Origin of the sequence: Reyranella sp., from assembly GCF_965227665.1 — a bacterium.
GTDB lineage: Bacteria > Pseudomonadota > Alphaproteobacteria > Reyranellales > Reyranellaceae > Reyranella.
The window spans coordinates 763917-789001 of record NZ_OZ245767.1 but is presented as its reverse complement, the minus strand read 5'-3'; the positions used below and the strand labels follow the sequence as shown (position 1 = coordinate 789001).

Below are 25085 nucleotides of genomic sequence, written 5' to 3'. Positions count from 1 at the left end.
GGATCAGGCAGCGGACTCCAGCGCTTCCTGGGCAGCCAGCCAGCGCTTCTCGGCATTCTCGACCTCGCGTTCGAGGCGGGCCTTTTCCTTCTGGAGCTCCGTGACAACGCTGGCGGGGCCGGCATAGATCGCGGGATCGGCGAGCTTCGCCAGTACGCCGTTCAGTTGCTCGGTGAGGCGGGCCAGCATCTTCTCGGCGCTGTCGACGGCCTTTTTCAGCGGCGCCTTGTTGGTGCGGTTGTCGGCGGCGGCCTTGCGCTGGTCCTTCTTGCTGCCCGCGTCGGCCGGCTTCTCGGCTTTCGGCGGACGCGCGCCGCGCTCCTTCAGGAGCTTGGCCTGGTACTCGTCGATGTCGCCGTCGAAGGCCTTCACCGTCCCGCCCTGGACCACCCACAGGGCGTCCGCAACCATCTTCACCAGATGCGTGTCGTGGCTCACAAGAACGACCGCGCCCTCGAAGTCGTTGATGGCATCGACCAGCGAGGCGCGCGCGTCCATGTCGAGATGGTTGGTCGGCTCGTCGAGCAGCAGCATGTGCGGCGCGGTGCGCGTGGCGAGCGCGAGGAGCAGGCGGGTCTTCTCGCCGCCCGACATAACGCCGACCTTGAGGTTGGCGCGGTCGCGCGAGAAGCCGAAGCGGCCGAGCTGCGCGCGCACCTTGGCCTCGCCGGCGCCCGGCCCGAGCGCACGGGCCATGTGGTCGAACGGTGTCGCTTCGAAGTCGAGACCTTCCTCCTGGTCCTGCGAGAAGTAGCCGACGCGCAGTTTCGGCGTCTTCTTCAGTTGGCCTTCACGCGGCTCGAGCCGCTGTGAGAGCAGGCGGATGAAGGTCGACTTGCCGTTGCCGTTCTGGCCGAGCAGCGCGATCCGGTCCTCCATGTCGATGCGCAGGTCGAGGTTGCGCAGCACCAGGGGACCATCGGGGTAGCCCACGGAGACGTCGTCCAGCGTCTCGATCGGCGAGGAGAGGATGTCGGGCGAGGGGAAGTTGAAGGAGATGCGCTCATCGATCGGCACCGCTGCCACGGGGCCGAGCTTCTCGATCATCTTCATGCGCGACTGGGCCTGGCGCGCCTTGCTGGCCTTGGCCTTGAAGCGGTCGACGAAGGCCTGCATGTGCTTGCGCTGCGCAGCGACCTTGGCCTGTTGTGCGGCATCGTTGGCGAGGCGCTCGGCGCGCGTGCGCTCGAAGAAGTCGTAGTTGCCGGTGTAGGCGACGAGCTTCTGCTGGTCGATGTGCACGATGTGGTCGCACACGTCGTTCAGCAGGTCGCGATCGTGGCTCACCATCAGGACGGTGTTGCGGAAGCGCTTCAGATACTCGGTGAGCCAGATCATCGCCTCGACGTCGAGGTGGTTCGACGGCTCGTCGAGGATCAGGAGGTCCGGGCTGCTGAACAGCGTACCCGCCAGCGCCACACGCATGCGCCAGCCGCCGGAAAATTCGCCGCAGGGGCGGGACTGCTTCTCGTTGTCGAATCCCAGGCCGTTCAGGATCGAAGCCGCCCGAGACGGTGCAGCCGCCGCGCCGATTTCTTCGAGACGCGCATGGATTTCGGCCAGGCGCACGCCATCCTGGCAGGTCGCATCCTCGGCCAGTAGCGCGCTGCGCTCCACGTCGGCCGCGAGCACCGCATCGATCACCCTGATGTCGCCGCCGGGCGGGTCCTGTGGGACCGAGCCGACGCGGGTGCGGCCCATCAGGTTGATCTCGCCGCTGTCGGCCTCGATCTGGCCCTGGATCAGGCGCAGCAATGTCGACTTGCCGGCGCCGTTGCGGCCGACGAGACCGACCTTCCAGCCGTCGGAGAAGGCCGCGGAGGCGCGGTCGAAGAGCACCCGCTCGCCGTGGCGGAAGGAGATATCGCTGATGTGGAGCATGGGCGCGGGCATTTACCATGCGATTTGGCCGCAAACCAAGCGCGTTGGGCCGGCTTGCCGGGTCCAAACCCCGCGTCTATAAGGCGCGCCCAAGCATTGAAATCACTGCCTCCACGAGGGAATTCATGGCCGTCGAACGTACTTTCTCGATCCTCAAGCCGGACGCGACCCGCCGGAACCTGACCGGCAAGATCAACGCCCGCTTCGAGGAACAGGGCCTGCGCATCGTCGCCCAGAAGCGCATCCAGATGAGCCGCCAGCAGGCCGAAGCATTCTACGGCGTGCACAAGGCCCGTCCGTTCTTCAACGATCTATGCACCTTCATGACCTCGGGGCCGGTTGTGGTGCAGGTCCTGGAAGGCGAGAATGCCGTCGCGAAGAACCGCGAGATCATGGGCGCCACCAACCCGGCCAACGCCGATGCCGGCACGATCCGCAAGGACTTCGCCGAGTCGATCGAAGCCAACTCGGTGCACGGCTCGGACTCGCCCGAGAACGCGGCCATCGAGATCGCCTACTTCTTCGCGGGCTCCGAGATCGTCGGCTGAGGCCGCACGCACCACCGAAATAAAAAAGCGGCCCGAATGGGCCGCTTTTCTTTTGGTGGGCTTGCTCCAGACGTCAGTCCAGGATGGCAAAGCCGATCAGGAGAGCGATCGAGCCGCCGACCCCGAGAACGAGGCCCAGCAGCGGCAGGTGCGCAATCAGGCCGAGGGCCATGGACACCAGAAGAACGATGATCCAGAGCAGCGTGAACGTCACCAGCTTGCTGAACGACGCGTAGGTCGCCGCGTGAGCCGGATAGTCATCCTTTGCTTCAGCCATATCTCATCCCCGCTTGAAATCGTTGGCGATCTTATATCGGACTAGGTTTCTCGGGAAAAGAGGAGCGTGGCGTCGCAGGCAACGCCTGTAACGGTAACCCTGTCGCCGTCGATCGCAATCCGGCCCTCGCCGAACCAGCGCACCACCAGCGGATAGAGGCGATGTTCCTGGCGCAGGATGCGCGCCGCAAGCGTCTCCTCCGTGTCGCCCGTCAGCACCGGCACCGCAGCCTGGGCGATGATCGGGCCGGAGTCGAGATCCGGCGTCACCAGATGGGCGGTGCAACCACTCACGCGCACGCCGGCTTCCAGGGCCTGGCGCTGCACGTGCAGGCCCTTGAAGGCCGGCAGGAGGGACGGGTGGATGTTGATCAGCCGGTCCTTCCAGCGCGCGGGAAACCACGGGCTGAAAATCCGCATGAAGCCGGCGAGCACGACCAGATCCACGCCATGACGGTCGAGTTCATCCGAGACGGCGCGGTCGAATGTCTCACGGTCGGGATGGTCGCGGTGGGCAACGATCGCGGTCGGGATGCCGGCCGCGGCGGCAATCGCCAGCCCTGGCGCGTTCTCCCGATTGCATACCACGCAGCCGATTTCGGCAGGATAGTCGGCGGCCTTCGCCGCGTCGATCAACGCCGCGAGGTTGCTGCCGCGGCCGGAGATGAGAACTCCGACCTTCAGCTTCGCCATAGGCTCTCGGCATGATCGACGACGCAGTCGGCCTCGTCGGTCGGCGCCGTCTCGATCACACCGATCTCGCTCACCGTCTCGCCGGTATCGGTCAGCGCCTGGGCCACGCGCGCGGCATCGTCCTTCGCCACGACCACGATCATGCCCAGGCCGCAGTTGAAGGTCCGCAGCATGTCGTCGGTCGGGACCTGGCCGACCTCGCGCAGCCACTGGAAGACACGCGGGGCCGTCCATTGACGGGCATCGAGGCGCGCGCGTGTCCCGTCCGGCAGGCAGCGCGGCACGTTGCCGGGCAGGCCGCCGCCGGTGATGTGCGCAAGACCCTTGATTGCGCCGGTCGCCCGGATCACCTGCAGGAGCTGCTTCACATAGATGCGCGTCGGTTCGAGCAGCGCCTCACCCAGCGTCGCGTCGGCAAAGGGCGCACGGTCGGCGTATTTCAGGCCGCTGCGCTCGACGATGCGGCGCACCAGCGAATAGCCGTTGGAGTGCGGGCCGCTCGACGCGAGGCCGAGGACCACGTCGCCGGGGGCGATGTCGGTGCGTGGCAGCAGGGCGTTGCGCTCGGCCGCGCCAACGGTGAAGCCCGCGAGATCGTAGTCGCCGTCGGCATACATGCCGGGCATCTCAGCGGTCTCGCCGCCGACCAGCGCACATCCCGCGCGGCGGCAGCCCTCGGCGATGCCGGCGACGAGGCGCCGCCCGACATCGACGTCGAGGCGCCCACTGGCATAGTAGTCGAGGAAGAACAGCGGCTCGGCGCCCTGGACCACGATGTCGTTGACGCACATCGCCACGAGGTCGATGCCCACCGTGTCGGGAACGGCGGCTTCGATGGCGACCTTCAGCTTTGTGCCGACGCCGTCGGTACCCGACACCAGGATCGGATCGGTGAACCCGGCCGCCTTCAGGTCGAACAGGCCGCCGAAGCCGCCGAGGCCGCCCATCACGCCTGCCCGGTTGGTGCTCTTCGCCAACGGCTTGATGTGCTCGACGAGGTTGTCGCCCGCGTCGATATCGACGCCGGCGTCCTTGTAGGTGAGGGGGGGCCGATTGTGGCCGGGGGCGTCAGGCTTCAAGCCGGGCTCATTCATGCTAATACGGTGCGCGAACATAGCCAAAAACCGGACCCCCGCAATGCCGATAGGCCGCGTCTTTTCCACGATAGCTGCCGTGCTCCTGGCGGTCCTCGCCGCGAACGTCACCCTGGCGCAGTCTCCCGGAGGCACCGGGTACGACGTCACCGGCGTGGATGTCGATGTCAGCGGGTCCGACGCCGTACAGGCCCGGGCACAGGGAATTCGTGAGGCGCGGCGCAAGGCATTGGGCCTCCTCGTGGACCGGCTGGTGCCGGCCGAGGATCGTGCACGGTTGCCGCAGATCGACGATGCGCAGCTTGAGAACATGGTGCGCGGCATCGAATTCGTGCGCGAGCGCCCGGCGCCCGGCCGCTACAGCGCCACCCTGAACGTCGTTTTCGTGCCCGATGCGGTGAAGTCGTACCTGAGCGGGGCGGGCGCCCGGGTGGTCGAGACCGTGCCTCGGCCGGCGCTGGTGATCCCCCTGTGGAAGGGCCCCGCCGGAGTGGAGCCGCTCAACGACCGCAATGCCTGGCGGGAGGCCTGGCAGCAGTTCGACAGTGCCGGTAGCGCTGTCCCGGTCACCTTGGTCCGCGGCGACCCGACCGATCAGGGGGCGCTCTCGGCGGAACAGGCCTATGTCGGTGATGTTTCCGCGCTGGCGCGGCTCAACCAGCGCTATCGCGCGCCGACGATCATCGTGGCCACCGTCGAGGGCGACAAGTCGAGCGGCGGGCTGACAGTCGGCGGCCTGCGCTATGATACCCAAACCGGCGCCCGCAGTGAGATTCCGCCGATTCCAGTCGCGAGTGCGGCCGACCTTCCGGCGGCGGTGAAGGCGATCCACTCGAAGGCCGATCAGGACTGGCGCAGCATCGGCACCGTCCGACGCGATTCGCAGGACTCGCTGGACGTGGTCGTGCCCATTCGCGCGCTCAGCGACTGGGTCCAGGTGCGCCAGCGGCTCGGCGCCATTCCGGCGGTGAAATCGGTGACGGTGAAGACGCTCGAATCCGACCGTGCTGAGCTCCGGCTCGACATCTTCGGCACGCCCGAGGAACTGCAGCGTACGCTTGCCCAGGCGGGGCTGAACCTGTCCCAGGACATGGGGCGCTGGCAATTGCAGCCGCGCTAGTGCGCGCCGGGGAGCCTGATCGAATGGGTCAAACCGCCACGGGACGCTGGATCTTCTGGGTCGCCGCAGCCGCAAGCTTTCTGCTGCTCATGTGGGTGCTGAACGACATTCTGCTGCCGTTCGTCGTCGGGATGGTGGTGGCCTACTTCCTCGACCCAGTCGTGGTGCGGCTGCAGCGCGCCCGTCTGTCGCGCACCATGGCAACCACCCTGGTGACGGTCGTGGCGGTTCTTGTGGGTGTGGGTGTCGTGATGGCGATTCTGCCGCCGCTGTTCGGGCAGGTCCAGTCGCTGATCACCAGCGCCCCCGAATACATCGTCAAGGCGCTCGGCCGCATCCAGCCGCTGCTCGAACCGCTGCGCGACAGGCTCGGTCTGGAGCCGATGAGCATGCACGATCTGCAGTCGGAGGCGACGCAGTGGGCAGGCAAGGGGCTGGCTGTCGCGGGAGGCATTGCCGGGGCGCTCGCCGAGCGCGGCGTGGCGATCATCAACCTGCTCGGCCTGCTCTTCATCACGCCGGTGGTCACCTTCTACATGCTTCGGGACTGGGAGAAGCTGGTCGCGGCAATCGACAACTCGCTGCCCCTCGAACACGCCGAAACGATCCGCAAGCTCACCGCCGAATCGAATGCCGCCATTGCCGGATTCGTGCGTGGACAGGCCCTGGTCTGTCTCGCCCTCGGCACCTTCTACGGGATCGGCCTCACCCTGGTGGGACTGCAGTTTGGCCTCGTCATCGGGCTGATCGCGGGCGCCATCTCCTTCATTCCGTTCGTCGGCACCTTCGTTGGCGGTGTCATGGCGCTGGGCATGGCACTGGCCCAGTTCCCGCCGGATTGGATCGGCGTCGTGAAAGTCGCGGCGGTGTTCGTGGTGGGCCAGATGCTCGAGGGGAATTTCCTCTCGCCCAAGCTGGTCGGCGACCGCGTCGGCCTGCATCCGGTCTGGATCATGTTCGCGCTGCTGGCCGGCGGCTCTTTGTTCGGTTTCACCGGTGTGCTGATCGCCGTTCCGGTGGCGGCGATCCTCGGCGTGGTCGCCCGCCACTTCATCGCCCGCTATCGCGAGAGCGATCTCTATCGCGGCGGTGCGCCCAGTTGAGCCGGCCCATGGCAAACCAGCTCACCCTGGATCTCGCCCTTCCACCGCCGACCTACGCCCGGGAAGATTTCGTCGTGGCGGACGGAAACCGGGAAGCTTTGGCCTGGATCGACCGCTGGCCGGACTGGCCGGCACCGGCCCTATCGCTGAGTGGCCCGACCGGCTGCGGCAAGACCCATCTCGGAGGCATCTGGGCCGCGCGCAGCGGCGCGACCGTGATGGGGGGCCGGGACCTCGAGGGCCGCAACGTCGCCGACCTCACGGACCTGGCGACGGCCTCGCGGGCCATCGTGATCGAGGAGGCGGATCGGGCTCCCGAGCGTGCGCTCTTCCATCTCTACAATCTCGTACGCGAGCGCGGCGGGCACATGCTGCTGATCTCGGGCGAACCGCCGGCCCGCTGGTCGATCGCCTTGCCCGACCTCGCCTCGCGGCTCCGCGCCGCGCCGGCCGTCGCGGTCGCGCCGCCCGACGACGAGCTGCTGGGGTCGATCATCCTGAAACAGCTGGCGGACCGGCAATTGCACGCGGGCGCTGGCGTCGTGCAGTATCTCGTCTCGCATATGGAGCGGTCGGCGGATGCGGCCCGTCATGTCGTGGCGGCGCTCGACCGGCGCGCCCTGGCCGAGCGGCGCGAGATCGACCGCCGACTGGCGATGGATGTGCTGGTCGACCTCGCCGGTACCTCGTGAGAGGGAGGAAGGGATGAAGACGATCTTGGCGGTTTGCGCGCTGAGCCTGATGGCGACGGCGGCCTCGGCGCAGCAGGGCTCGGTCATGGGAACCTGGCTCTCGGAGTCGGGTGTTGCCCAGATCAAGATCGGACCTTGCCCGGATTCGGCGAGCGGCCCGATCTGCGGCTATGTCGCCAATCTCATCGATCCCAAGGGACCGGACGGCGCAGCGGTCGCGCCCGATGCCGCCACCGACTACCGCAACGAGAACCCGGCGCTGCGCACGCGCAAGGTGATCGGCATGCCGCTGATCTGGGGCTTCAAGCAGGCCGCCCAGCCCAACACATACGAAGACGGCAAGGTCTACAACGGCGAGGACGGCAAGACCTACAGCGCCAACATCAGCCTCCAGCCGGACGGCAAGCTGCGGCTCCGCGGCTTCGTCGGCACGCCGATGTTCGGCAAGACACAGATCTGGACGCGCGTGAATTAGGAGAGGAAACGCAGATGGACATGGGTATCAGGGGCCGCAAGGCGATCGTCTGTGCGGCAAGTAAGGGCCTGGGGCGCGGCTGCGCCGAGGCGCTGGCGGGCGAGGGCGTCGATCTCGTGATCAACGCGCGCACGAAATCCGAGCTCGAGGCGACGGCGGAAGAGATCCGCAAGAAGTACGGCGTGAATGTCACCGCGGTCGCCGTCGACGTCACGACCGACGAGGGGCGCAAGCAGGTGCTGGCCGCCTGTCCCGAGCCCGACATCATCGTGAACAATGCCGGCGGCCCGCCCCCGGGCAACTTCCGGGACTGGAACCGCGAGGACTGGATCAAGGCGCTCGACGCCAACATGCTGACGCCGATCGAGTTCATCAAGGCCAGCGTCGACGGCATGATGAAGCGCGGCTTCGGGCGCATCGTGAACATCACCTCGAGCTCGGTGAAGGCGCCGATCGACATTCTGGGCCTCAGCAACGGAGCGCGCTCGGGTCTCACCGGCTTCGTGGCCGGCGTCGCGCGCACGACGATCCGTCACGGCGTGACGATCAACGGCCTGCTACCCGGACCTTTCGACACCGACCGGCTGCGCGGCACGACGAAGGCGCGCGCGGCAAAGGCCGGGCGCAGCTTCGAGGAAGAGTACGCCACGGCTGCCAAGGCGCATCCGGCCGGCCGCTTCGGCACGGCCGAGGAGTTCGGCATGATGTGCGCTTTCCTGTGCAGCGTGCATGCGGGCTACATGACCGGCCAGAACATCCTGATGGATGGCGGCCAGTATCCCGGCACCTACTAGCGCGTCAGCGCGGATCGAGATCGCGCGGCCGGACGAAGGCGAGAAGTTCGCAGATTCCTGGGGTCAGGGCACTCCAGGGACCGTGCGGGACACGGAGCGCGGCCAGGGCGCCGGTGGGGTACTTTTCCCGCAGGCGCTCCAGCACTTCGCGTGGGCCGTGTCCGGCGAGCGCGCCCGCCAGTTCTCCGATGCCCTCGTTGTGGCCTATCAGAAGGACGGTCTCGACATCCTCGGGCAAGGCCTGCAGTCGCTCCAGGAGTTCGCTCTCGGAGGCGAGGTAGAGCTGCTTCTCGAGCGAGATCGGCGGCGCGGGACTGCCGAGGGCATTCACCAGCGGTGCCAGGGTCTGGCGCGTCCTGGCGGCCGTTGAACACAGGATCAGATCGGGGCGGGGCGCCTTGGCGGCAATATGGCCGGCCATGGTCCTAGCCGCGCGCTCGCCGCGATCGTTGAGCGGACGGTCGTGATCGCTCTGGTGCGCCGTGTTCCAGGCGGATTTTGCGTGGCGCAGGAGGAGAATGTTCTTCACACCTGTCATTCCAATAAATCCAGCAGGAACAATGGTTTAGTTAAATGCCATGACAGGGTCATGTTGAGGCGCTACCGTTCCTGTGCATAATTTCAGGGAGAGTGCCCCCACCGGGGTCCACATGGACGCGCTCAACTCCGCCGATCCGGCTTCGCTCGAAATACCACCCGACAGCCCGCGACGCTTCATCAATCGTGAACTGTCGTGGCTGGCCTTCAACACCCGCGTGCTGGAGGAGGCCACGAACAAGCGCCATCCGCTGCTGGAACGGGTGCGCTTCCTGTCGATCTCGGCGGCGAACCTCGACGAATTCTACATGGTCCGGGTCGCGGGTCTGGTCGACATGCTTCAGACCCGGTCCACCATGCTGAGCGATGACGGCATGACGCCGGCCGAGCAGCTCGTGGCGATTCGCGAGCGCGCCTCGACCCTGATGGCCCATCAGCAGGATGTCTGGGCGTCGCTCCAGGACGATTTGCGCGAAGCGGGCATCGCGGTGATTGACGCGGGCGAACTCACGGAGGTGGAGCGGAGCTGGCTCGACACCTATTTCATCGACCAGGTCTTCCCGATCCTGACGCCGCTGGCGATCGACCCGGCGCATCCGTTTCCCTTCATCCCCAATGGCGGCTTCTCAGCCATCCTGAAGCTGCAGCGGCGTGACGACCGCCGTCCGCTGATGGCGTTGCTGCCGTTGCCGCCGCAGGTCGACCGCTTCGTCCGCCTGCCGGGGCCGGACATCCGTTTCCTGCCCCTCGAGGACCTGATCGACATCTACCTGCCGCGCCTGTTCCCCGGCTACGACGTGATCGAACGGGCCTTCTTCCGGGTAATCCGCGACAGCGATGTCGAGATCAACGAGGAGGCCGAGGATCTCGTCCTTCTCTACGAGAGCGCCCTGAAACGCCGCCGCCGCGGCGACCTGATCTCCATCTCGGTCAACAGCGCGATGCCCGCGGAGCTGCGCGACTTCCTGTTCGACCAGCTGGAGATTCCGGAGCAGACCCAGACCGTCCATGTCTTCCATCTAGACCGTATGCTCAACATCGGCGACGTGAAGGCGGTGATCGTCGACGATCGCGCCGACCTGAAGTTCGCGCCCTACAATGCGCGCTTTCCCGAGCGCATTCGCGATTTCGGCGGCGACTGCTTCGCGGCAATCCGTGCCAAGGACATCGTCGTCCATCATCCCTACGAGAGCTTCGACGTCGTGGTGCAGTTCCTGCGCCAGGCGGCGCGCGATCCCGCGGTCGTGGCCATCAAGCAGACGCTCTACCGTACCAGCGCCGATTCACCGATCGTCAAGGAGCTGATCGCGGCCGCCGAAGCGGGCAAGACCGTGTCGGCCCTCGTCGAACTCAAGGCCCGCTTCGACGAGGAGGCCAACATCCGCTGGGCGCGCGATCTGGAGCGTGCCGGCGTTCAGGTGGTCTATGGCTTCATCGACCTCAAGACGCACGCCAAGGTATCGATGGTGGTGCGTCGCGAGGCGCAGTCTATCCGGACCTACGTGCATTTCGGGACCGGCAACTATCACCCGATCACGGCGCGCATCTACACCGACCTGTCGTTCTTCACCTGCGATCCGGCGATGTGCCGCGACGCCGCGCGCCTGTTCAACTACATGACCGGCTACGCCCGGCCCGAACAGATGGAGAAGATCGCCTTCGCCCCCGTGACGTTGCGGCCGACCCTCTACCGCCTGATCGATGCCGAGATCGAAAATGCCAAGGCCGGGAAGCCGGCCGCGATCTGGGCCAAGCTCAATTCCCTGGTCGACGGGGCGTTGATCGATCGCCTGTATGCGGCTTCGAATGCCGGCGTGCAGATCGACCTGGTCGTGCGCGGGATCTGCTGTCTCAGGCCCGGCGTTCCGGGGCTCAGCGAGCATATCCGCGTGAAGAGTGTGGTGGGACGCTTCCTCGAGCATGCGCGCATCATCTGTTTCGGCAATGGCCGCGCTCTGCCGTCGATGGAGGCCAAGGTGTTCCTGTCGTCTGCCGACTGGATGCCGCGCAATCTCGACCGTCGCGTCGAACTCCTGTGCCCGGTCGAGAACCAGACCGTGCGCGAGCAGGTCCTCGACCAGATCATGGTGGCCAACCTCAAGGACGACGGTCAGAGCTGGCTGATGTCACAAGACGGTAACTATCATCGGCCGCCGACGGGCAAGGAACCGTTCATCGCGCACCACTACTTCATGACGAACCCGTCGCTCTCCGGGCGCGGCAGCGCGTTGAAGCTGAGCGGAGCGGTGCCTCGACTGGTTCTGAGTTCCTGAGCGGCCAGCGGCGTCGGGTCGCGCACGAATTGGCGCTGTAATCCGTCCCGGTTTCGGCTAGAGGGAGCGCGCATGGACGGCCACCCGATCGCAGGCGCCACCGCCTCGCGCACCCCTCTCCGGAAGGGCCGCGTTGGTATCATCGACGTCGGCTCGAATTCGATCCGGCTCGTGGTCTATGAGCGGGCGAGCCGCGCCCCGTTGCCGGTCTTCAACGAGAAGGTCCTGTGCGGTCTGGCGCGGGGACTCGACGCAACCGGGCGGCTCAATCCGGAAGGCGTCGAGATGGCGCTTGCCAACATCGACCGCTTCGCGACCCTGGCACACAACATGAAGGTCACGTCGCTCGACCTGCTGGCGACCGCCGCCGTGCGTGATGCGGCCGACGGTGCCGACTTCATGCGCGAACTGGCCAGCCGACCCGGCATCGTCGCCCATACGGTGAGCGGCCAGGACGAGGCGCGCTACTCGGGCTACGGCGTCATGTGCGGCATGCCCGGAGCCGAGGGCGTCATGGGCGACCTGGGCGGTGGCAGTCTCGAACTGGCCTCGCTCTCGCAGGGGCGTCTCGGCTCTTCCACCACGCTGCCGGTCGGCCCGCTCCGGCTGATGTCGTCGGGCAAGGGCGACCCCCGCAAGGCCGTCGTCGACGCCATCGAGGGCGTACGCTGGCTCCGCGAGGAGCAGGGCAAGACCTTCTATGCGGTGGGGGGGGCGTGGCGCGCCTTCGCCCGGCTGCACATGGAGCAGGCGGGTTACCCGCTGCACATCATCCATCAATACGAGATCGCGGCCGACGAGGCGCGGGCGGTGGCCCGTCTGATTGCCGTCCAGAGTCCGAAGTCACTGGAGAAGATGGCGGGCGTGTCGCGCCGCCGCGTCGACACACTGCCACTGGCCTGTCTGGCTCTCGACAGGCTGCTGGCGGTCCTGAAGCCCAGGGCCGTGGTCTTCTCGGCGTTCGGCCTGCGCGAGGGGTTCTACTATTCGCGACTGAGCGAACAGGAGCGGGCGCGTCATCCGCTGATCGCCTTCGCCGAGGAGCAGGGCGAGAGCTGGCATCGCTTCGATCTCTCGCCGCAGGAGATTTTCGACTGGCTCTCGTCGGCCTTCGCGGACGAGAGCGAGAGCGAGCGGATCCTGCGCACGGCCGCCTGCCATCTCAGCGACATTTCGTGGGACGACCATCCCGACTACCGCGCCGACCAGGCCTATTTCCGTGTGCTGCACCTGCCGGCGCCGGGGATGAGCCATCGCGAGCGCGCCATCCTCGCAATGACGCTGACCTACCGCTACAAGAGCGAGCCCAAGGCGGCGATGATCGACACGGCGCTGCGCCTGACCGACAGCAAGGGCCGCAGCTTCGCGCGGCGCCTCGGCGCCTGCCTGCGGCTGGCCTACAATCTGAGCGGCGGCGCGCCCGGCCTCCTGCCGCAATTGCAGCTGCGCCGGACCGAGCGGGAACTGCGCCTGCTGGTGCCGACGGCGCTCAAGCGGAGCCTGGGGGACGTCACCGCGCGGCGGCTCGAGACCGCCGCACAGGCCTTCGACCTCAGGCCGATGATCGTGACCGCCTGACGAAGGCGCTTACTTGTCCGGCGGCAACTGGATCAGCTTGGGTTGATCCCCGTTGAGCGCCAGCGCCAGCCGGCCCTCGATCAGATCCACCGCGTCCGACCCGAACACTTCGTTCCGCCAGCCCTTCAGGGCGGCGATGTCGCGCTTGCCGGCGGCCAGGCGGTCGAGTTCGTCGGCGCTCGCCACGAGGCGGCCCGCGACGCCGGCCTGTTCCGCCTTGAGCCGCAGAAGCGTGCGCAGGAGGTCGACGATGGCGCCCGGAGCCCGCAGTTGCTCGGGGGTCTTGTCGCGGACCGGCAGCTCGGATTCCGGCAGGGCACGCGCACGCTCTATGGCTTCCATGAGCTCGCGTCCCTGCCAGCCCTCGGCGAAGCCGCGACCCAGCCCACGCGTTGCCGCCAGTTCCTCGATCGACTTGGGTGCGTGGCTCGCGATCTCGAGGAGCTGCTCGTCGCGCACCAGGCGCTGGCGCGGAATGTCGATGCGCTGCGCCGTGCGCTCGCGCCACGCCGCGATCTCCTTCAGGACGGCCATCATGCGCGGCGAGGCGCCGCGCGGCTTCAGCCGGCGCCAGGCCTGCTCGGGATCGGCGCGATAGATCGCGGGATCGTTCAGAACCGCCATTTCCTCGGAAATCCAGGAGAAACGGCCCGTCTTGTCGAGCTGCTTCTTCAGCTTCTCGTAGACCACCCGCAAATGGGTGACGTCTGACAGCGCGTAGGTGATCTGGCGCTCGCTGAGCGGGCGGCGGCTCCAATCGGTGAAGCGGCTCGACTTGTCGATCTTGGCTTTGGCAAGACGCGTTGCCAGCGATTCGTAGGACGCCGCTTCCCCGTGGCCGCAGACCATCGCGGCGACCTGAGTGTCGAAAAGGGGCCCCGGCACCTGCTGGAGGCGCAGATAGAAGATTTCCAGGTCCTGACGCGCCGCATGGAAGACCTTGAGGACCTTGGGGTTGAGCATCAACTCGTCCAGCGGAGCGAGGTCGATGCCCTCGGCCAGCGTGTCGATCGCGGCCGCGTCGTCGGGGCCGGCGACCTGGGCCAGGCAGAGCTTGGGCCAGTAGGTCCGCTCACGCATGAACTCGGTGTCGACGGCGATAAACTCGGTATTGGCGAGGGGCTTGCAGAATGCCGCCAACTCGTCGGTCGTTGTGATGAGCTTCATTGGAGACGATCTATAGACCCCGCGGCGGCTTCGGCAAAGTTGCCGTGAACGGAAACCGGCCATTCCCTTGACTCGCCTCGGCTTTCGGTGCCTTTTGCCGGGCCTCCAAACCCGGAAAATACGTCATGTCTTCAGTCTACCGAACCCATACGTGCGGCCAGTTGCGGCCCGAGCATGTCGGCCAGCAGGCCCGACTTTCAGGCTGGGTGCAGCGCAAGCGCGACCACGGCAATCTGCTGTTCATCGACCTGCGAGACCATTATGGCGTGACCCAGGTGGTGGTGGACGTCTCCAGCCCGGTCTTCAAGGCCGCCGAAGCCGTCCGCACCGAGAGCGTGATCACGGTGACCGGCAAGGTGGTGGCGCGCGAGGCCTCGACGGTGAACGCCAAGCTGGCGACCGGCGCGATCGAGCTCGATGCCGCCGACCTGATCGTGCAGTCCATGGCTGACCCGCTGCCGATTCCGGTCTACCAGGAAAACGATACGACGCCGGAGGAGCTGCGGCTCAAGTACCGCTTCCTCGACCTGCGCAAGGACAAGCTGCACAAGAACATCATCCTGCGCAGCCAGGTGATCGCAAGCCTGCGCCGGCGGATGATCGACCAGGGCTTCACCGAGTTCCAGACGCCGATCCTCACGGCCGACAGCCCCGAGGGCGCGCGCTCCTACCTGGTGCCGAGCCGCCTTCATCCCGGCAAGTTCTACGCCCTGCCGCAGGCGCCGCAGATGTTCAAGCAGCTCCTGATGGTGTCGGGCTTCGACCGCTACTTCCAGATCGCGCCCTGCTTCCGCGACGAGGACGCCCGTGCCGACCGGTCGCCGGGCGAGTTCTACCAGCTCGATTTCGAGATGAGCTTCGTCACCCAGGAAGACGTGTTCGAGGCGATCGAGCCCGTGCTGGGCGGCGTTTTCCAGGAATTCGCTTCGTTCAACCGCGAGACGCCGCGCAAGGTTTCGGCCTTTCCGTTCCCGCGCATTCCCTTCGCCGAGGCGCTGCTGTCCTTCGGCACGGACAAGCCCGACCTGCGCAACCCGCTGCGCATCTTCGAGGTGGGCGAGGTCTTTGCCGGCTCCGAGTTCAAGGTCTTCGCGGGCATCGTGGCCAAGGGCGGCGTGGTACGCGCCATCCGGGCGCCCAAGGCCGCCAGCCAGCCGCGCAGCTTCTTCGACAAGCTCAACAGCTGGGCCCAGGGCGAGGGCAAGCCGGGCCTCGGCTATATCACCCTGGAGAACGGGGCCGGGAAGGGGCCGATCGCCAAGTTCGTCGCCGATGAGCGACTGGCGAAACTGAAAGAGCTGACCGGCGCCGAGGACGGCGATTCGGTGTTCTTCGTGGCCGACACGGCCGATACCGCCTGGAAGTTCGCCGGTCAGGCGCGGACCAAGATCGGCCAGGAACTGGGTGTGATCGACGAGGACCAGTTCGCGCTGTGCTGGGTCGTCGATTTCCCGATGTTCGAGTACGACGACAAGCTGAAGAAGATCGACTTCAGCCACAACCCGTTCTCGATGCCGCAGGGCGGTCTCGAGGCGCTGGAGACGCAGGATCCGCTCACCATCAAGGCCTGGCAGTATGACATCGTCTGCAACGGCATCGAGCTGTGCTCGGGCGCGATCAGAAACCACAAGCCGGATATCATGTACAAGGCGTTCGGCATTGCGGGCTACAGCAAGGAAGAGGTCGAGGCGCGCTTCGGCGGCATGCTGAACGCCTTCAAGTTCGGCGCGCCGCCGCACGGTGGTGCGGCGCCGGGCGTCGATCGTATCGTGATGCTGCTGGCCGACGAGCCGAACATCCGCGAGATCATCACCTTCCCGATGAACCAGTCGGCGGTCGACCTGATGATGGACGCACCTGCGGAAGTGCCGGCCGAGAAGCTGCGCGAGTTGCATATCGGGCTGCGCCTGCCGCCGCCGCGGAAGGACTAAAATCCGCAGGGGAGAGTGCAAATTGACTGAACCGGCAAGGTTCAGTACGATCAATGGGTTATAGTCTTTTCATAAAGAAGATTATGAGCTCATTTCAGCTCTCTTCCCTGTTCCTGCTGCCGGTGGTGGCGGGAATGGCTCTCTTGACGAGTGCCTGTGGGGTGCCTGTCGCCGTTTCGGCGGCGAGCTACGCCGCCGATGGGGGACTGCTGGCGACTTCCAACAAGACCTCGACCGACCACATCGCTTCCGTGGTCACCAAGAAGGATTGCGCGATCTGGCGCGTCTTCCGCGGCCGTCAGATGTGCAACCAGCGCGCGGACGGTGCAGACCCCTACGACACCGATTATACCGAGCCGCAGCGCTCGGTCTCCGAGAGCGGCGTCTCCTATTCCTCGCCGCTGCGGCCCGCGTCCGACACGCCGGCCGTGAGTTGGGAAGCGGCTGATTACGAAGCCCCGGTGGCACCTGCGCCTTCACCGGCGCCGGTCGCGCGCCAGGCGCCCATGACGGCAACCGTCGAGCCGGTCGCAGAGCGGGCTCCAGCCGCGCCGGCCGTATCGTCCGCTGCGGGAAAGTCCAAGAAGGCGAAAACGGTCCAGCGTTCGGCTAAGAAGCCTTCACGAGGTCCGGCGGTGCCTGCCCCCTGAGCAGGAAGGCCTCGAGATTGTCGAGCGCCTTGAAGCCCATCGCATTGCGGGTCTCGACTGTCGCCGAGCCCATGTGCGGCAGCAGGAACGCGTTCTCGAGTCCGTAATAGCCCTGATGGATGCGCGGCTCGCCGTCGAAGACGTCGAGTCCTGCCGAGGCGAGGTGGCCGCTCTTCAACGCGGCGATCAGGGCCTCGTCGTCCACGACCCCGCCACGGGCGGTGTTCACCACGATGGCGCCCTTGGGCAGCTTGGCGATGCGCTCTGCGTTCACCCACTTTGCCGTCGCGGGCGTCATCGGGGCGTTGATCGAGAGGAAGTCGCAATGAGGCAGCATCGCGTCGGGATCGGCGTGGAAGATCGCGCCTTTCTCGAGGTCGGGCGCAAGCCTGGTGCGGTTGGAGTAATGAATCTGCATGCGGAAGGCGCGGGCACGGTCGGCCGTGGCCTGGCCGATGCGGCCCATGCCGAGAATCCCCAGCCTCTTGCCGGTGACCTGGGTGCCCATGAGCTGCGTCGGGGTCCAGCCCACCCAGTTATGGGTTCGCAACATGGTCGCGCCCTCGTGCGCGCGGCGCGCGGCACCCAGCAGGCAGAGCAGGGTGATGTCGGCGGTGGCGTCGGTCAGTACGTCGGGCGTGTTGCTGACGACGATGTTGCGCGTGGCGGCGGCCGCCACGTCGACGTGCTCGTAGCCGACCGAGAAGGTGGCGATCATGCGGACCGAGGCGGGCAGGGCGGCGATGGTCGCGGCATTCAGGGCGTCGCCGGCGGCGCACATGATCCCGTCGAAGCCGGCTGCCGCCTTGGCGAGCGCTGGGCCGTCGTAGAGCCTGTCTTCGGGGTTGAGTTGCGCGTCGAAGTTTGCCGCCAGGCGCGCCTCCACCTCGGGCGGGAAGTGGCGTGTGGCGATGACCCTGGGCTTGCCCTTGTTCATTGACGATTTCCTCCCTGTGCAGCCCTGACGCAGGCGATCATTCTGGTGTTCCGCGCGCATGGATATTACGCTTGCCAGCCCGGCTACAAGGTCTGGCCTTTCAAGCCATCGTCAGTTGACCACGTATAGTATTCGCCGTCCTCCCATCCAAACAGCGGTTGTCGTCGCTGCCGTCGGCGTTCTCCTGTTGCTGGGCCTGTGGATAAGCCACGCCGATGCGCAACAGCAGGACCAGCCGCTGGTGCCGCATCGCGCGACCTACGACATGAAGCTGGCGGTGGCGCGTCCCAACAGCGGGATCGTCGAGGTGAACGGGCGGATGGTGCTGGAGACCGTCGAGGCCTGCGAGGGCTGGGAGGTCAAGCAGCGGATCAAGCTCACCTTCCTGCGCAACGACGGCGACGAGTTCACCACCGATTCGAGCTTTACCAGCTACGAAACCAAGGACGGTCTCTCGCTTCGCTTCAGTGTCCGCAACATCCAGGACAACGAGGTCGAGGAAGAGCTTCGGGGCCATGCCGATCTCGAGGCGCCCGGAGCCAAGGGGCGGGCGAGCTTCACCTTGCCCGAGGCCCGGAGCTTCGAGCTGCCTGCCGGGACGCTGTTCCCAACGACGCACCTCATGCTCGTCCTTCGTCATGCTCGCGATGGCGACAAGTCGGTCTCCTATCTGGTGTTCGACGGGGCTCGCCTCGACGGGGCCTTCCAGGTGAATGCCGTGATTGGCCGGCCACCGCGCCAGACCGGGGCACCGGTGGTGCGCGGTGACGTCGCCCTGCTGCGCAACCAGCCCGCATGGAGCGTGCGGTTCGCCTTCTTCGCGACGGGTGACCAGGGCGCCCCTCCGGAGTACGAATTGGCCCTCGACTTGCTGGGCAACGGTATCGCGCGTTCGATGCTGTTGGACTACGGTGACTTCGCCGTGGATTCCCGTCTCGTTCAACTCCAAGCCCTGCCGAGGCCACGATGCTGATTCGCCGCCTGCTTATGCCCGCTGCCGGTCTTCTCGTCCTCGCAGCTCCGGCGATGGGCCAGGAGATGGTGCCTCATCGTGCTGTCTACGAAGTGAGCGCGATCGAGAACGGCAAGCCGACCGGCGGCACGCCCGGCACCTATGCCTACGAGCTGAAGCTCACCTGTGACGGCTACGTGATCTACCAGCGCTTGCGGCTGGAGACGCCGGGGCAGAGGTCGGCGGTGGTGAGCGAGCAGCAGACCCAGATGACCGAAAGCAAGGACGGGCGGAAGCTGACCTTCGAGCATCGTTCGGTCACCGGCGGCAAGCAGACCAGCCTGATGAAGGGCGAGGCGACCATGTCCGACGATGGCACCGGCGAAGCGCGTTTCAGCGATCCGGCGAACCAGACGGTGGCGCTGCCGGCGGGCACGATGTTTCCGGTGGCGATCGCGCGCGCCACCATCCGCGCCGCCAAGGCCGGCGAGAACGGCATCGATGCGCGGTTCTTCTTCGGCGACAAGGTGAAGCCGCCCCAGCAGGTCAACGCGGTGATCGGCAAGGTGCCAAGGCGTCTGGCCGACGTGAAGATCCCCGAGGGAGCCGAGGAACTGGTCGATGGCCGCACCCGCATCTATTACCGCGCGGGGTTCTTCGACACCGAAGCCAAGGGCGCGGGCGAGCCCGCCTTCGAGATGAGCAGCATCACGCTGGACAACGGCATCGAGCTCTATGGCACCCACGAACAGGGCGAAGGCGGCATCGAATACCGCATCACTCGCCTGGAGCCGCTTCCCAAGCCCGAGTGCAAGTAGCCGAGCGGGGCTTTAGAAGCGGACGCTGAAGCCGATCAGGGGGCCGTGCAGGATCAGGTCTACGCCTCCGGTGTCGAGGCCGGAGCCGGTCGAATAGCTCGTCGAGAGCGCACGATAACCGACAGTGGCGCCCAAGGCGTAACCCTGACGCTGCCAGGAATAGGTGTACGCGGCGACCGCCTGCCAGGCGAAGACGCTGCCCAGGCCGAACCCGCCGACGTCGCCCCGAACGAAGATGTTCTGACCCGGCGCGAACTGGTGGCGCAGGCGGAGGCCCACGATCGGATCGATCCAGTCGAGCGTGCCGGAGCGGGCAGTGGCCAGCCCGAACGATCGCTCGAAGCCCATGTTGTAGAGATCGCCGGTGATCGTCGCACCGAGGTTGGCCGTGACGGAATTGTTCCAGTATCGGAAACCCAGCAGCGCATCCAACGCCGTGAAGGAACCCTCGCTGGGCGCCCAGCGCTTGAGTTCATAGAGCCCGCCGACCTCGACGATGGTCATCGTATAGCTGGCCTTGGCGTTGGCGACGCCGGAGACGGTGAGCTGCGGCAGCGGATTGCGATAGCGTGCCGCGGACTTGGAGAAGCCGAGGCTCGACCAGACGAGATCGCCATAGACGCTGACCGGTCCCTTGGCGGCTTCGAGGTAGCCGTTGAATGCCGCCACGGAACTGCTGTTGTTGATGACGTCGAAGAAGCCGGCATTGATGTCGAAGGTCTGCCCCTTGGCCGTCACGTTTCCGCTCACGCTCGTCAGCCAGCCATAGGCCGTGGCGTTGAAGCGCCAGCCGTCGACTTCAGTTTCCTCAGCCTGCACGACGCCTGAGGGGAGCAGACCGAAAAACACCCCGGCGAGCGCCACGGCCGCGCACCGCCGGAGGAGCGGCACCGCCGCGCGGATTTTTGTTGTCGTGATCATTCGAGACACTTTCCCTAGAAGGCACCGGCCGGCCGGGGCCGGTCGCTCAGCCTTATCGCTCGCCCCGTCGTGGACAGCGTCCACGTTCGCCTCAGCTTGCGGCAGCCTTCGGAGTGTCCTTGGGCATCGCGTCGGCCGGAATGTCGGAACCCTGCTGGGTGACCTGGCCCGAGTTGACGCTGGCGGTCGTCGTGTGGAGGACCACCGCAGCGCCGTCCGTGGCGAACTCGATCCCCAGGGTCGGCAGGATGTTGAACATGCGCTTGATGGCTTCGCGTTGGATGGCGGCCGGATTACCCGGCCTGGCGGTGAACTTGAAGCGGACCAGCAGGGCGCTGCCGGTGATGTCGGCCACGCCCTGCATCTTGAAGGGAGCGAGCACCTCCGACTTGATGGCCGGCATCTCCATCATGTCGGTGCCGATCTTCTTCGCCGCCTTTCGCAGTTTCTCGATGTCGGTGTCGCGGGCAAAGCGAAGGTTGAACTTCACCGTGATCCAGTCGCGGCTGAAATTGGTGATCTGGCCGAGCTGACCGAACGGGATGGTGTGCACCTGGCCGTTCTGGTGTCGCAGCTTCAGCGAGCGCAGGGTGAAGCCTTCCACCGTGCCCTTGGCCTTGCCGCAGTCGATGTACTCGCCGACCCGGAAGGCATCGTCGGTCAGGTAGAAGATGCCCGAGACGATGTCCTTCACCAGGGTCTGGCTGCCGAACGAGATGGCGATTCCGAACACCGAGGCGCCGGCGATCAGCGGCGTGATGTTCACGCCGAAATCGTCGAGCGCGATCATGACCGCCACCAGGGCGATCAGGACGGCCGCACTCCTGCGCAGCAGCGGCATCATGGTGCTGATGCGCGAGGCGGGGGAGGCGGCGGCGTCTCCGTCGACGATGGCCTGGGCCGCGCTCTTGTTCTTCAGACCCATGTAGGGATCGGTCACAAACTTGAGCAGTTCCCACAGCACGAAGGCGAAGAACAGGGTGAAGCCGGCGGTGCGCGAGGAAGTCGTTATCTGGGCCCACTCGTCTTCGCTCACGAGGGCGAACACTTCGACGACCCAGCTTTGGGCGATCATCACCGCGGCGGTGATGATGATGGCGACGCGGACGCAGCGCGCGACGATATCGGGCAGGGTGGTCGTCGTTCTGCCTGCCTTGTGGCTCGCGATCAGCGAGTCGAGCCGGCGCACGACGGCCTGCATGAGGGTCTCGAAGATCAGGATGCCGACGACCAGGGTGAGGGTCAGCAGCATCGCGCCGGCGATATGCGCCCGCTCCGAGATCGCCCCATAGATCTGCGTGGCTCCCAGCGCCAGGAAGAAGGCCGTGGCGAGGGGCACCCACTTGCGCCCGATGGTACCGATCACCGGTGCGAGCGCGCCTAGGCCGACGAACCATTGCCGCGCGGCCTCACGCGATCTCAAGACCAGCCAGAGGAAGGCGCAGACATAGATCGCCGCCACCACAACCTGATAGGCCGTCATGGCTTCATGGGGCGTGCCGATTGCGACCAGGACCTGACCCAGAATGCGGCCGAGGGTGATCAGCAGCATGACCGCCGCGATTCGCAGGTACATGCCGCGAGCGTCCGCGTCGACGACGTCGCAGAGCCGGGCCGCCCTGAGGTTCGGCTGCAGGATGATGCGGAACACCAGCATGTAGAGGCGCCACGAGAAGATTCCCGTCAGCACCGCCGCCGCGAGCTTGTCCTGCCCGGTCGGACCCGTGAACCAGGCACCGGTGGCGCCATGGCAAATAATCCAGACGGCGAGGACGCCGAGCCCGTCGATCAGGGCCAGGGCAGAGACGTGCGCCAGCGAACGGAGCCCGAATTCGGGGCCGGCATCGCTCGACAGTCTGGCCCTAAGCCCCTGCGTCAGCAGTCGCAGGACGGCCTCCGCAGCGAGCGCGGCGACTGCGACAGCGCCGAGCAGGAGCAGGAAGGTCGATGCGCTGCGACCGCCGTGTGCGCTGCGATCGAGAAGGTGGGGAATACTCGAGATCTTCGCCCCGAGCACGGGCAGGGCGGCGGGCAGGTGGCTGGCTTTTTCTAGGAAGATGCCGAATTCGTCCGGCCGATCCTTGATCGATGTCACCACGACCTTCGGGCCGGGCGGCGGGCCCTTGGTCGACTTGGACTTGCTGGCGGCCGGCGCAGGGGCCGCCGCGGGCGCTGCCGCCGCGCCAGAAGCTCCCGGGGGAGGACTCGTTACGCCTTCCGACTTCAGCTTCTCCGTCACGGAGTCGCTGATCGCATCCACAAGGCTCTTGAACTGTTCCTGCGACATTCCCGGGGGAGGCGCGGCGGGCGTCTGAGCGCTCGCCCAAGTACAACAGGCGATCAGAGCAGCCAGGGCAATCCCAACGGAGCGCAACGGGAACATAAGGATCTCACACTAAGAGAAACGCAGGTAGAAAATTAGGTTCGCTATATAACATTAAGGCTGCATTAGTGCAGCAATATTTCCCTTTTTATGAAAGTTTCGGGGGGCCGAATGAATTGCGCGACACTTCTGGGGAGAGCGCATTCACGAGGGCCTCGGCGCCCTCTCCTCGGCCAGCGAAGAGGAAGCTAGATCGGCCAGAGCCAAGCGGCGCCGCGAACGCCGCTTGAATCACCGTGCCGGGGCGGAAGCAGTCTCGTCACGATGCTGTCTCGCTCCGAGAAGACGTAGTCTTTCCAGAGCTCGGGAACACGCTCGTAGAGTTGCGGTATCTTGGACAGGCCGCCGCCCAGAACAATGGCGTTTGGATCGAGCAGGTTCATGACGCTGGCAAGCGCACGTGCCAGGCGATCACAGTAACTTTCCAGGCATTCCGACGCGAGCGCGTCGCCCGACCTGGCGGCCTGGGCGATGTCCGTTGCCCGAAGGTCGCGGCCGGAAGCTTGTGCGAACTGCTTCTGGAAGGCGGGGCCGCTCAGCCAGGATTCGATGCAGCCCCGTCTGCCGCAATAGCAGGCCGGGCCGGGTCGCTCGTAGTCGCACGGCAGGGGCAGGGCATTGTGGCCCCACTCGCCGGCGATGGCATGGGCACCGATGAGCGGCTTTCCCTCTATGACAATGCCGCCGCCGACGCCCGTCCCCAGGATGACGCCGAAAACGACGGCACGACCCGCACCGGCGCCATCCGCGGCTTCCGAAACGGCGAAACAGTTCGCATCGTTCGACAGGCGCACATCCTCGCGACCGAGGGCCCTCTTGAGATCTACATCGAGAGGGTGGCCGTTGAGCCGGGTCGAATTGGCATTCTTCACGAGACCCGTGGCGGGCGAGATGGCGCCGGGATGCCCCAGTCCGATCCGGCAGCGGGCGCCCACCTCACGCTCCAGGTCACGCACCACGGAAACGACGGCTGCAACCGTCGCCTCGTAGCTTTCACGCGGCGTCGGGACGCGCAGGCGTGCGCGTTCCGAGCCATCATCGTCCAGGACGAGGCCTTCGATCTTCGTGCCGCCGAGATCAATGCCTATCCGCATCGCTCAGTTGGGATTGGCCGGCAGGAACTTGAACGGCTCGGCCGCCTTGAACGCGCCGGCCGTCTCACCGGAGAAAACCTCGCCATCCTGGATGGTGAGTTTCTTCACCGGAGCGCCCGGCTTGAGATCGAGCTTGGAGAAGGACACCCAGAAGGTGTTCGGGCGTGTCGCCGAGTCGAAGAAATAAACCAGATTCTTCTGATCGGACACGGTGCGCCAGATCGTCGACGAGATGTTGGGCTGGTCCGGCGTCGTGATGCCGAGGGGCACGCTGACCGAGCGCATCACGCCCATGACGCTCGCAACAGCCTGGTTGGAGAACGACTGCTGGGGAACGCTCTTGATGTAGGAGGGGTCGGCCTTGCGCGGGATCGCGTCGAGGAGAAACGACGCACGCGCGAAGCGGTCGGCCGCGCGATTGGTGCCGGGCAGAAAGACGAGACCGCCGATGCTCTTCCAGTATTCGTTCAGCGCCAGCTGCTGGTCGTAGATCGGCGAGTTGGTCATCACCGTGTATTGCTTGCCGTGATGGACCTGAAGCTTGCCGCCGACATATTCGAAGATCGCCGAATCGCCCGTGGCGTCGGAGATAGCGAGGTGCAGCGTGGAGGCCTTGCCGTTGGGCAGGGTGGGTGCAAGCAGATTGAAGGGCGTCTGCTCCAGCGCTTCGACCGCTTCAGACACTGTGGCGTAATTGTCCAGCACGTACTGAACCCAGGCCGCAATCGAGAGATAGGGCTTGCCCGGCACGGGCTTCGCATACTCCGACTCCGCCAGATACAGCAGGTTCCCCACGAGGCCCTTTTCGTTCATGCCGTCGGCGGTACCGACCTCATAGCTTGAGGTGATGACGCTGCCGTACTTGGAGGTCCAGGTGAGGGATTGCGGGCCAGCCGCGCCGTTCCGCGCCATGCCGGCTGGAAAGGCCCAGAGGTTCGATCCCATGTCCTCGGCCCAGTCCATGTTTCGGCCGGTCAAGACGGTGTTGTCGGGGGCCACGTAAAGCGTGCGGGTGCAGGCCCAAGCCGTGCCTGCCGCAGCGATGAGACCCAAGGCGAGAGCGAAGGTGGAAATCTTGGACAGGCGCAACTTCATGGAATTCCTTTCGGGGCTGAGGCGTCCATATAATCGCATTGCCTGTTCATATAAAGCGCGCACGGATGTCGAT

The 25085-nt window shown here is 66.0% G+C and carries 23 protein-coding genes; 12 read left to right on the top strand and 11 right to left on the bottom strand.

The features are described from left to right. Positions 1–3 precede the first annotated feature (3 nt). On the bottom strand, positions 4–1881 hold the full coding sequence (locus tag ACO07I_RS03875; RefSeq protein ID WP_422014500.1) for an ABC-F family ATP-binding cassette domain-containing protein: 1878 nt from the start codon (positions 1879–1881) through the stop codon (positions 4–6). Positions 1882–2006: 125 nt separating this feature from the next. Here ACO07I_RS03875 and ndk point away from each other — a divergent pair, with 125 nt between their 5' ends. Continuing rightward, positions 2007–2429 carry a nucleoside-diphosphate kinase gene (ndk, locus tag ACO07I_RS03870; RefSeq protein ID WP_422014498.1) on the top strand — a complete coding sequence of 141 codons (423 nt, stop codon included), beginning with the start codon at positions 2007–2009 and terminating at the stop codon, positions 2427–2429. Positions 2430–2502: 73 nt separating this feature from the next. Here ndk and ACO07I_RS03865 read toward each other — a convergent pair whose 3' ends face one another. Genes ACO07I_RS03865 through purM form a run of 3 tightly spaced genes read right to left on the bottom strand, consistent with a single transcriptional unit; the run spans position 2503 to position 4477 of the window. Further along, on the bottom strand, positions 2503–2706 hold the full coding sequence (locus ACO07I_RS03865) for an aa3-type cytochrome c oxidase subunit IV (protein WP_422014496.1): 204 nt from the start codon (positions 2704–2706) through the stop codon (positions 2503–2505). Between the two features lie 41 nt (positions 2707–2747). After that, positions 2748–3398, bottom strand: coding sequence for a phosphoribosylglycinamide formyltransferase (gene purN / locus ACO07I_RS03860; protein WP_422014494.1), 651 nt, complete (start codon positions 3396–3398; stop codon positions 2748–2750). Beyond that, entirely contained in the window at positions 3386–4477 is a 1092-nt protein-coding gene (purM, locus tag ACO07I_RS03855; protein ID WP_422014492.1) for a phosphoribosylformylglycinamidine cyclo-ligase, read from the bottom strand. The genes purN and purM overlap by 13 nt, the downstream gene beginning before the upstream one ends. A gap of 94 nt (positions 4478–4571) precedes the next feature. Here purM and ACO07I_RS03850 point away from each other — a divergent pair, with 94 nt between their 5' ends. From ACO07I_RS03850 to ACO07I_RS03830, 5 genes are read left to right on the top strand one after another with little or no spacing between them, the layout of a single operon-like run. Next, positions 4572–5612, top strand: coding sequence for a DUF2066 domain-containing protein (locus ACO07I_RS03850; RefSeq protein WP_422014490.1), 1041 nt, complete (start codon positions 4572–4574; stop codon positions 5610–5612). 23 nt (positions 5613–5635) lie between these two features. Then, a complete protein-coding gene (locus tag ACO07I_RS03845; protein WP_422014488.1) occupies positions 5636–6715 on the top strand; it encodes an AI-2E family transporter in 1080 nt (359 codons plus the stop codon). Positions 6716–6723: 8 nt separating this feature from the next. Then, positions 6724–7407: a hypothetical protein gene (locus ACO07I_RS03840; RefSeq protein ID WP_422014486.1), complete on the top strand. Its 684-nt coding sequence runs from the start codon at positions 6724–6726 to the stop codon at positions 7405–7407. A 13-nt stretch (positions 7408–7420) separates the two neighbouring features. After that, positions 7421–7882 (top strand): DUF2147 domain-containing protein, encoded by a 462-nt coding sequence (locus tag ACO07I_RS03835; RefSeq protein WP_422014484.1) that lies wholly within the window; start codon positions 7421–7423, stop codon positions 7880–7882. Between the two features lie 14 nt (positions 7883–7896). Next, positions 7897–8676: an SDR family oxidoreductase gene (locus tag ACO07I_RS03830; RefSeq protein WP_422014482.1), complete on the top strand. Its 780-nt coding sequence runs from the start codon at positions 7897–7899 to the stop codon at positions 8674–8676. 4 nt (positions 8677–8680) lie between these two features. On the opposite strand, the gene ACO07I_RS03825 is transcribed toward ACO07I_RS03830, so the two are convergent. After that, on the bottom strand, positions 8681–9205 hold the full coding sequence (locus ACO07I_RS03825; RefSeq protein WP_422014480.1) for a SixA phosphatase family protein: 525 nt from the start codon (positions 9203–9205) through the stop codon (positions 8681–8683). Positions 9206–9326: 121 nt separating this feature from the next. Here ACO07I_RS03825 and ACO07I_RS03820 point away from each other — a divergent pair, with 121 nt between their 5' ends. Next, the gene (locus ACO07I_RS03820; RefSeq protein ID WP_422014478.1) at positions 9327–11486 is read left to right on the top strand and encodes an RNA degradosome polyphosphate kinase; all 2160 of its coding nucleotides are present in this window, start codon (positions 9327–9329) and stop codon (positions 11484–11486) included. A gap of 72 nt (positions 11487–11558) precedes the next feature. Further along, entirely contained in the window at positions 11559–13064 is a 1506-nt protein-coding gene (locus ACO07I_RS03815; RefSeq protein ID WP_422014476.1) for an exopolyphosphatase, read from the top strand. A gap of 9 nt (positions 13065–13073) precedes the next feature. Here the strand turns inward: ACO07I_RS03815 and rnd are convergent, their stop codons facing one another. After that, positions 13074–14231 (bottom strand): ribonuclease D, encoded by a 1158-nt coding sequence (gene rnd, locus ACO07I_RS03810; protein ID WP_422014474.1) that lies wholly within the window; start codon positions 14229–14231, stop codon positions 13074–13076. 125 nt (positions 14232–14356) lie between these two features. On the opposite strand from rnd, the gene aspS reads away from it, so the two are divergent. Both aspS and ACO07I_RS03800 read left to right on the top strand, forming a co-directional pair. After that, positions 14357–16162: an aspartate--tRNA ligase gene (gene aspS / locus ACO07I_RS03805; protein ID WP_422014472.1), complete on the top strand. Its 1806-nt coding sequence runs from the start codon at positions 14357–14359 to the stop codon at positions 16160–16162. 83 nt (positions 16163–16245) lie between these two features. Then, on the top strand, positions 16246–16812 hold the full coding sequence (locus tag ACO07I_RS03800; RefSeq protein ID WP_422014470.1) for a hypothetical protein: 567 nt from the start codon (positions 16246–16248) through the stop codon (positions 16810–16812). On the opposite strand, the gene ACO07I_RS03795 is transcribed toward ACO07I_RS03800, so the two are convergent. Next, entirely contained in the window at positions 16772–17749 is a 978-nt protein-coding gene (locus tag ACO07I_RS03795; RefSeq protein WP_422014468.1) for a 2-hydroxyacid dehydrogenase, read from the bottom strand. The two genes, ACO07I_RS03800 and ACO07I_RS03795, sit on opposite strands and share 41 nt — an antisense overlap. A gap of 187 nt (positions 17750–17936) precedes the next feature. Here ACO07I_RS03795 and ACO07I_RS03790 point away from each other — a divergent pair, with 187 nt between their 5' ends. Further along, positions 17937–18722: an EipB family protein gene (locus ACO07I_RS03790; RefSeq protein ID WP_422014466.1), complete on the top strand. Its 786-nt coding sequence runs from the start codon at positions 17937–17939 to the stop codon at positions 18720–18722. Further along, complete coding sequence (locus ACO07I_RS03785) at positions 18716–19519, top strand: EipB family protein (protein WP_422014464.1); 804 nt, start codon at positions 18716–18718, stop codon at positions 19517–19519. The genes ACO07I_RS03790 and ACO07I_RS03785 overlap by 7 nt, the downstream gene beginning before the upstream one ends. Before the next feature lie 12 nt (positions 19520–19531). On the opposite strand, the gene ACO07I_RS03780 is transcribed toward ACO07I_RS03785, so the two are convergent. The 4 genes from ACO07I_RS03780 to ACO07I_RS03765 form a co-directional block, all read right to left on the bottom strand. Beyond that, positions 19532–20440 (bottom strand): hypothetical protein, encoded by a 909-nt coding sequence (locus ACO07I_RS03780; protein ID WP_422014462.1) that lies wholly within the window; start codon positions 20438–20440, stop codon positions 19532–19534. Between the two features lie 91 nt (positions 20441–20531). After that, positions 20532–22679 carry a mechanosensitive ion channel family protein gene (locus ACO07I_RS03775; RefSeq protein ID WP_422014460.1) on the bottom strand — a complete coding sequence of 716 codons (2148 nt, stop codon included), beginning with the start codon at positions 22677–22679 and terminating at the stop codon, positions 20532–20534. 332 nt (positions 22680–23011) lie between these two features. After that, positions 23012–23917 (bottom strand): ROK family protein, encoded by a 906-nt coding sequence (locus ACO07I_RS03770; protein WP_422014458.1) that lies wholly within the window; start codon positions 23915–23917, stop codon positions 23012–23014. Between the two features lie 3 nt (positions 23918–23920). Beyond that, positions 23921–25012 carry a linear amide C-N hydrolase gene (locus tag ACO07I_RS03765; RefSeq protein WP_422014456.1) on the bottom strand — a complete coding sequence of 364 codons (1092 nt, stop codon included), beginning with the start codon at positions 25010–25012 and terminating at the stop codon, positions 23921–23923. Positions 25013–25085 lie beyond the last annotated feature (73 nt).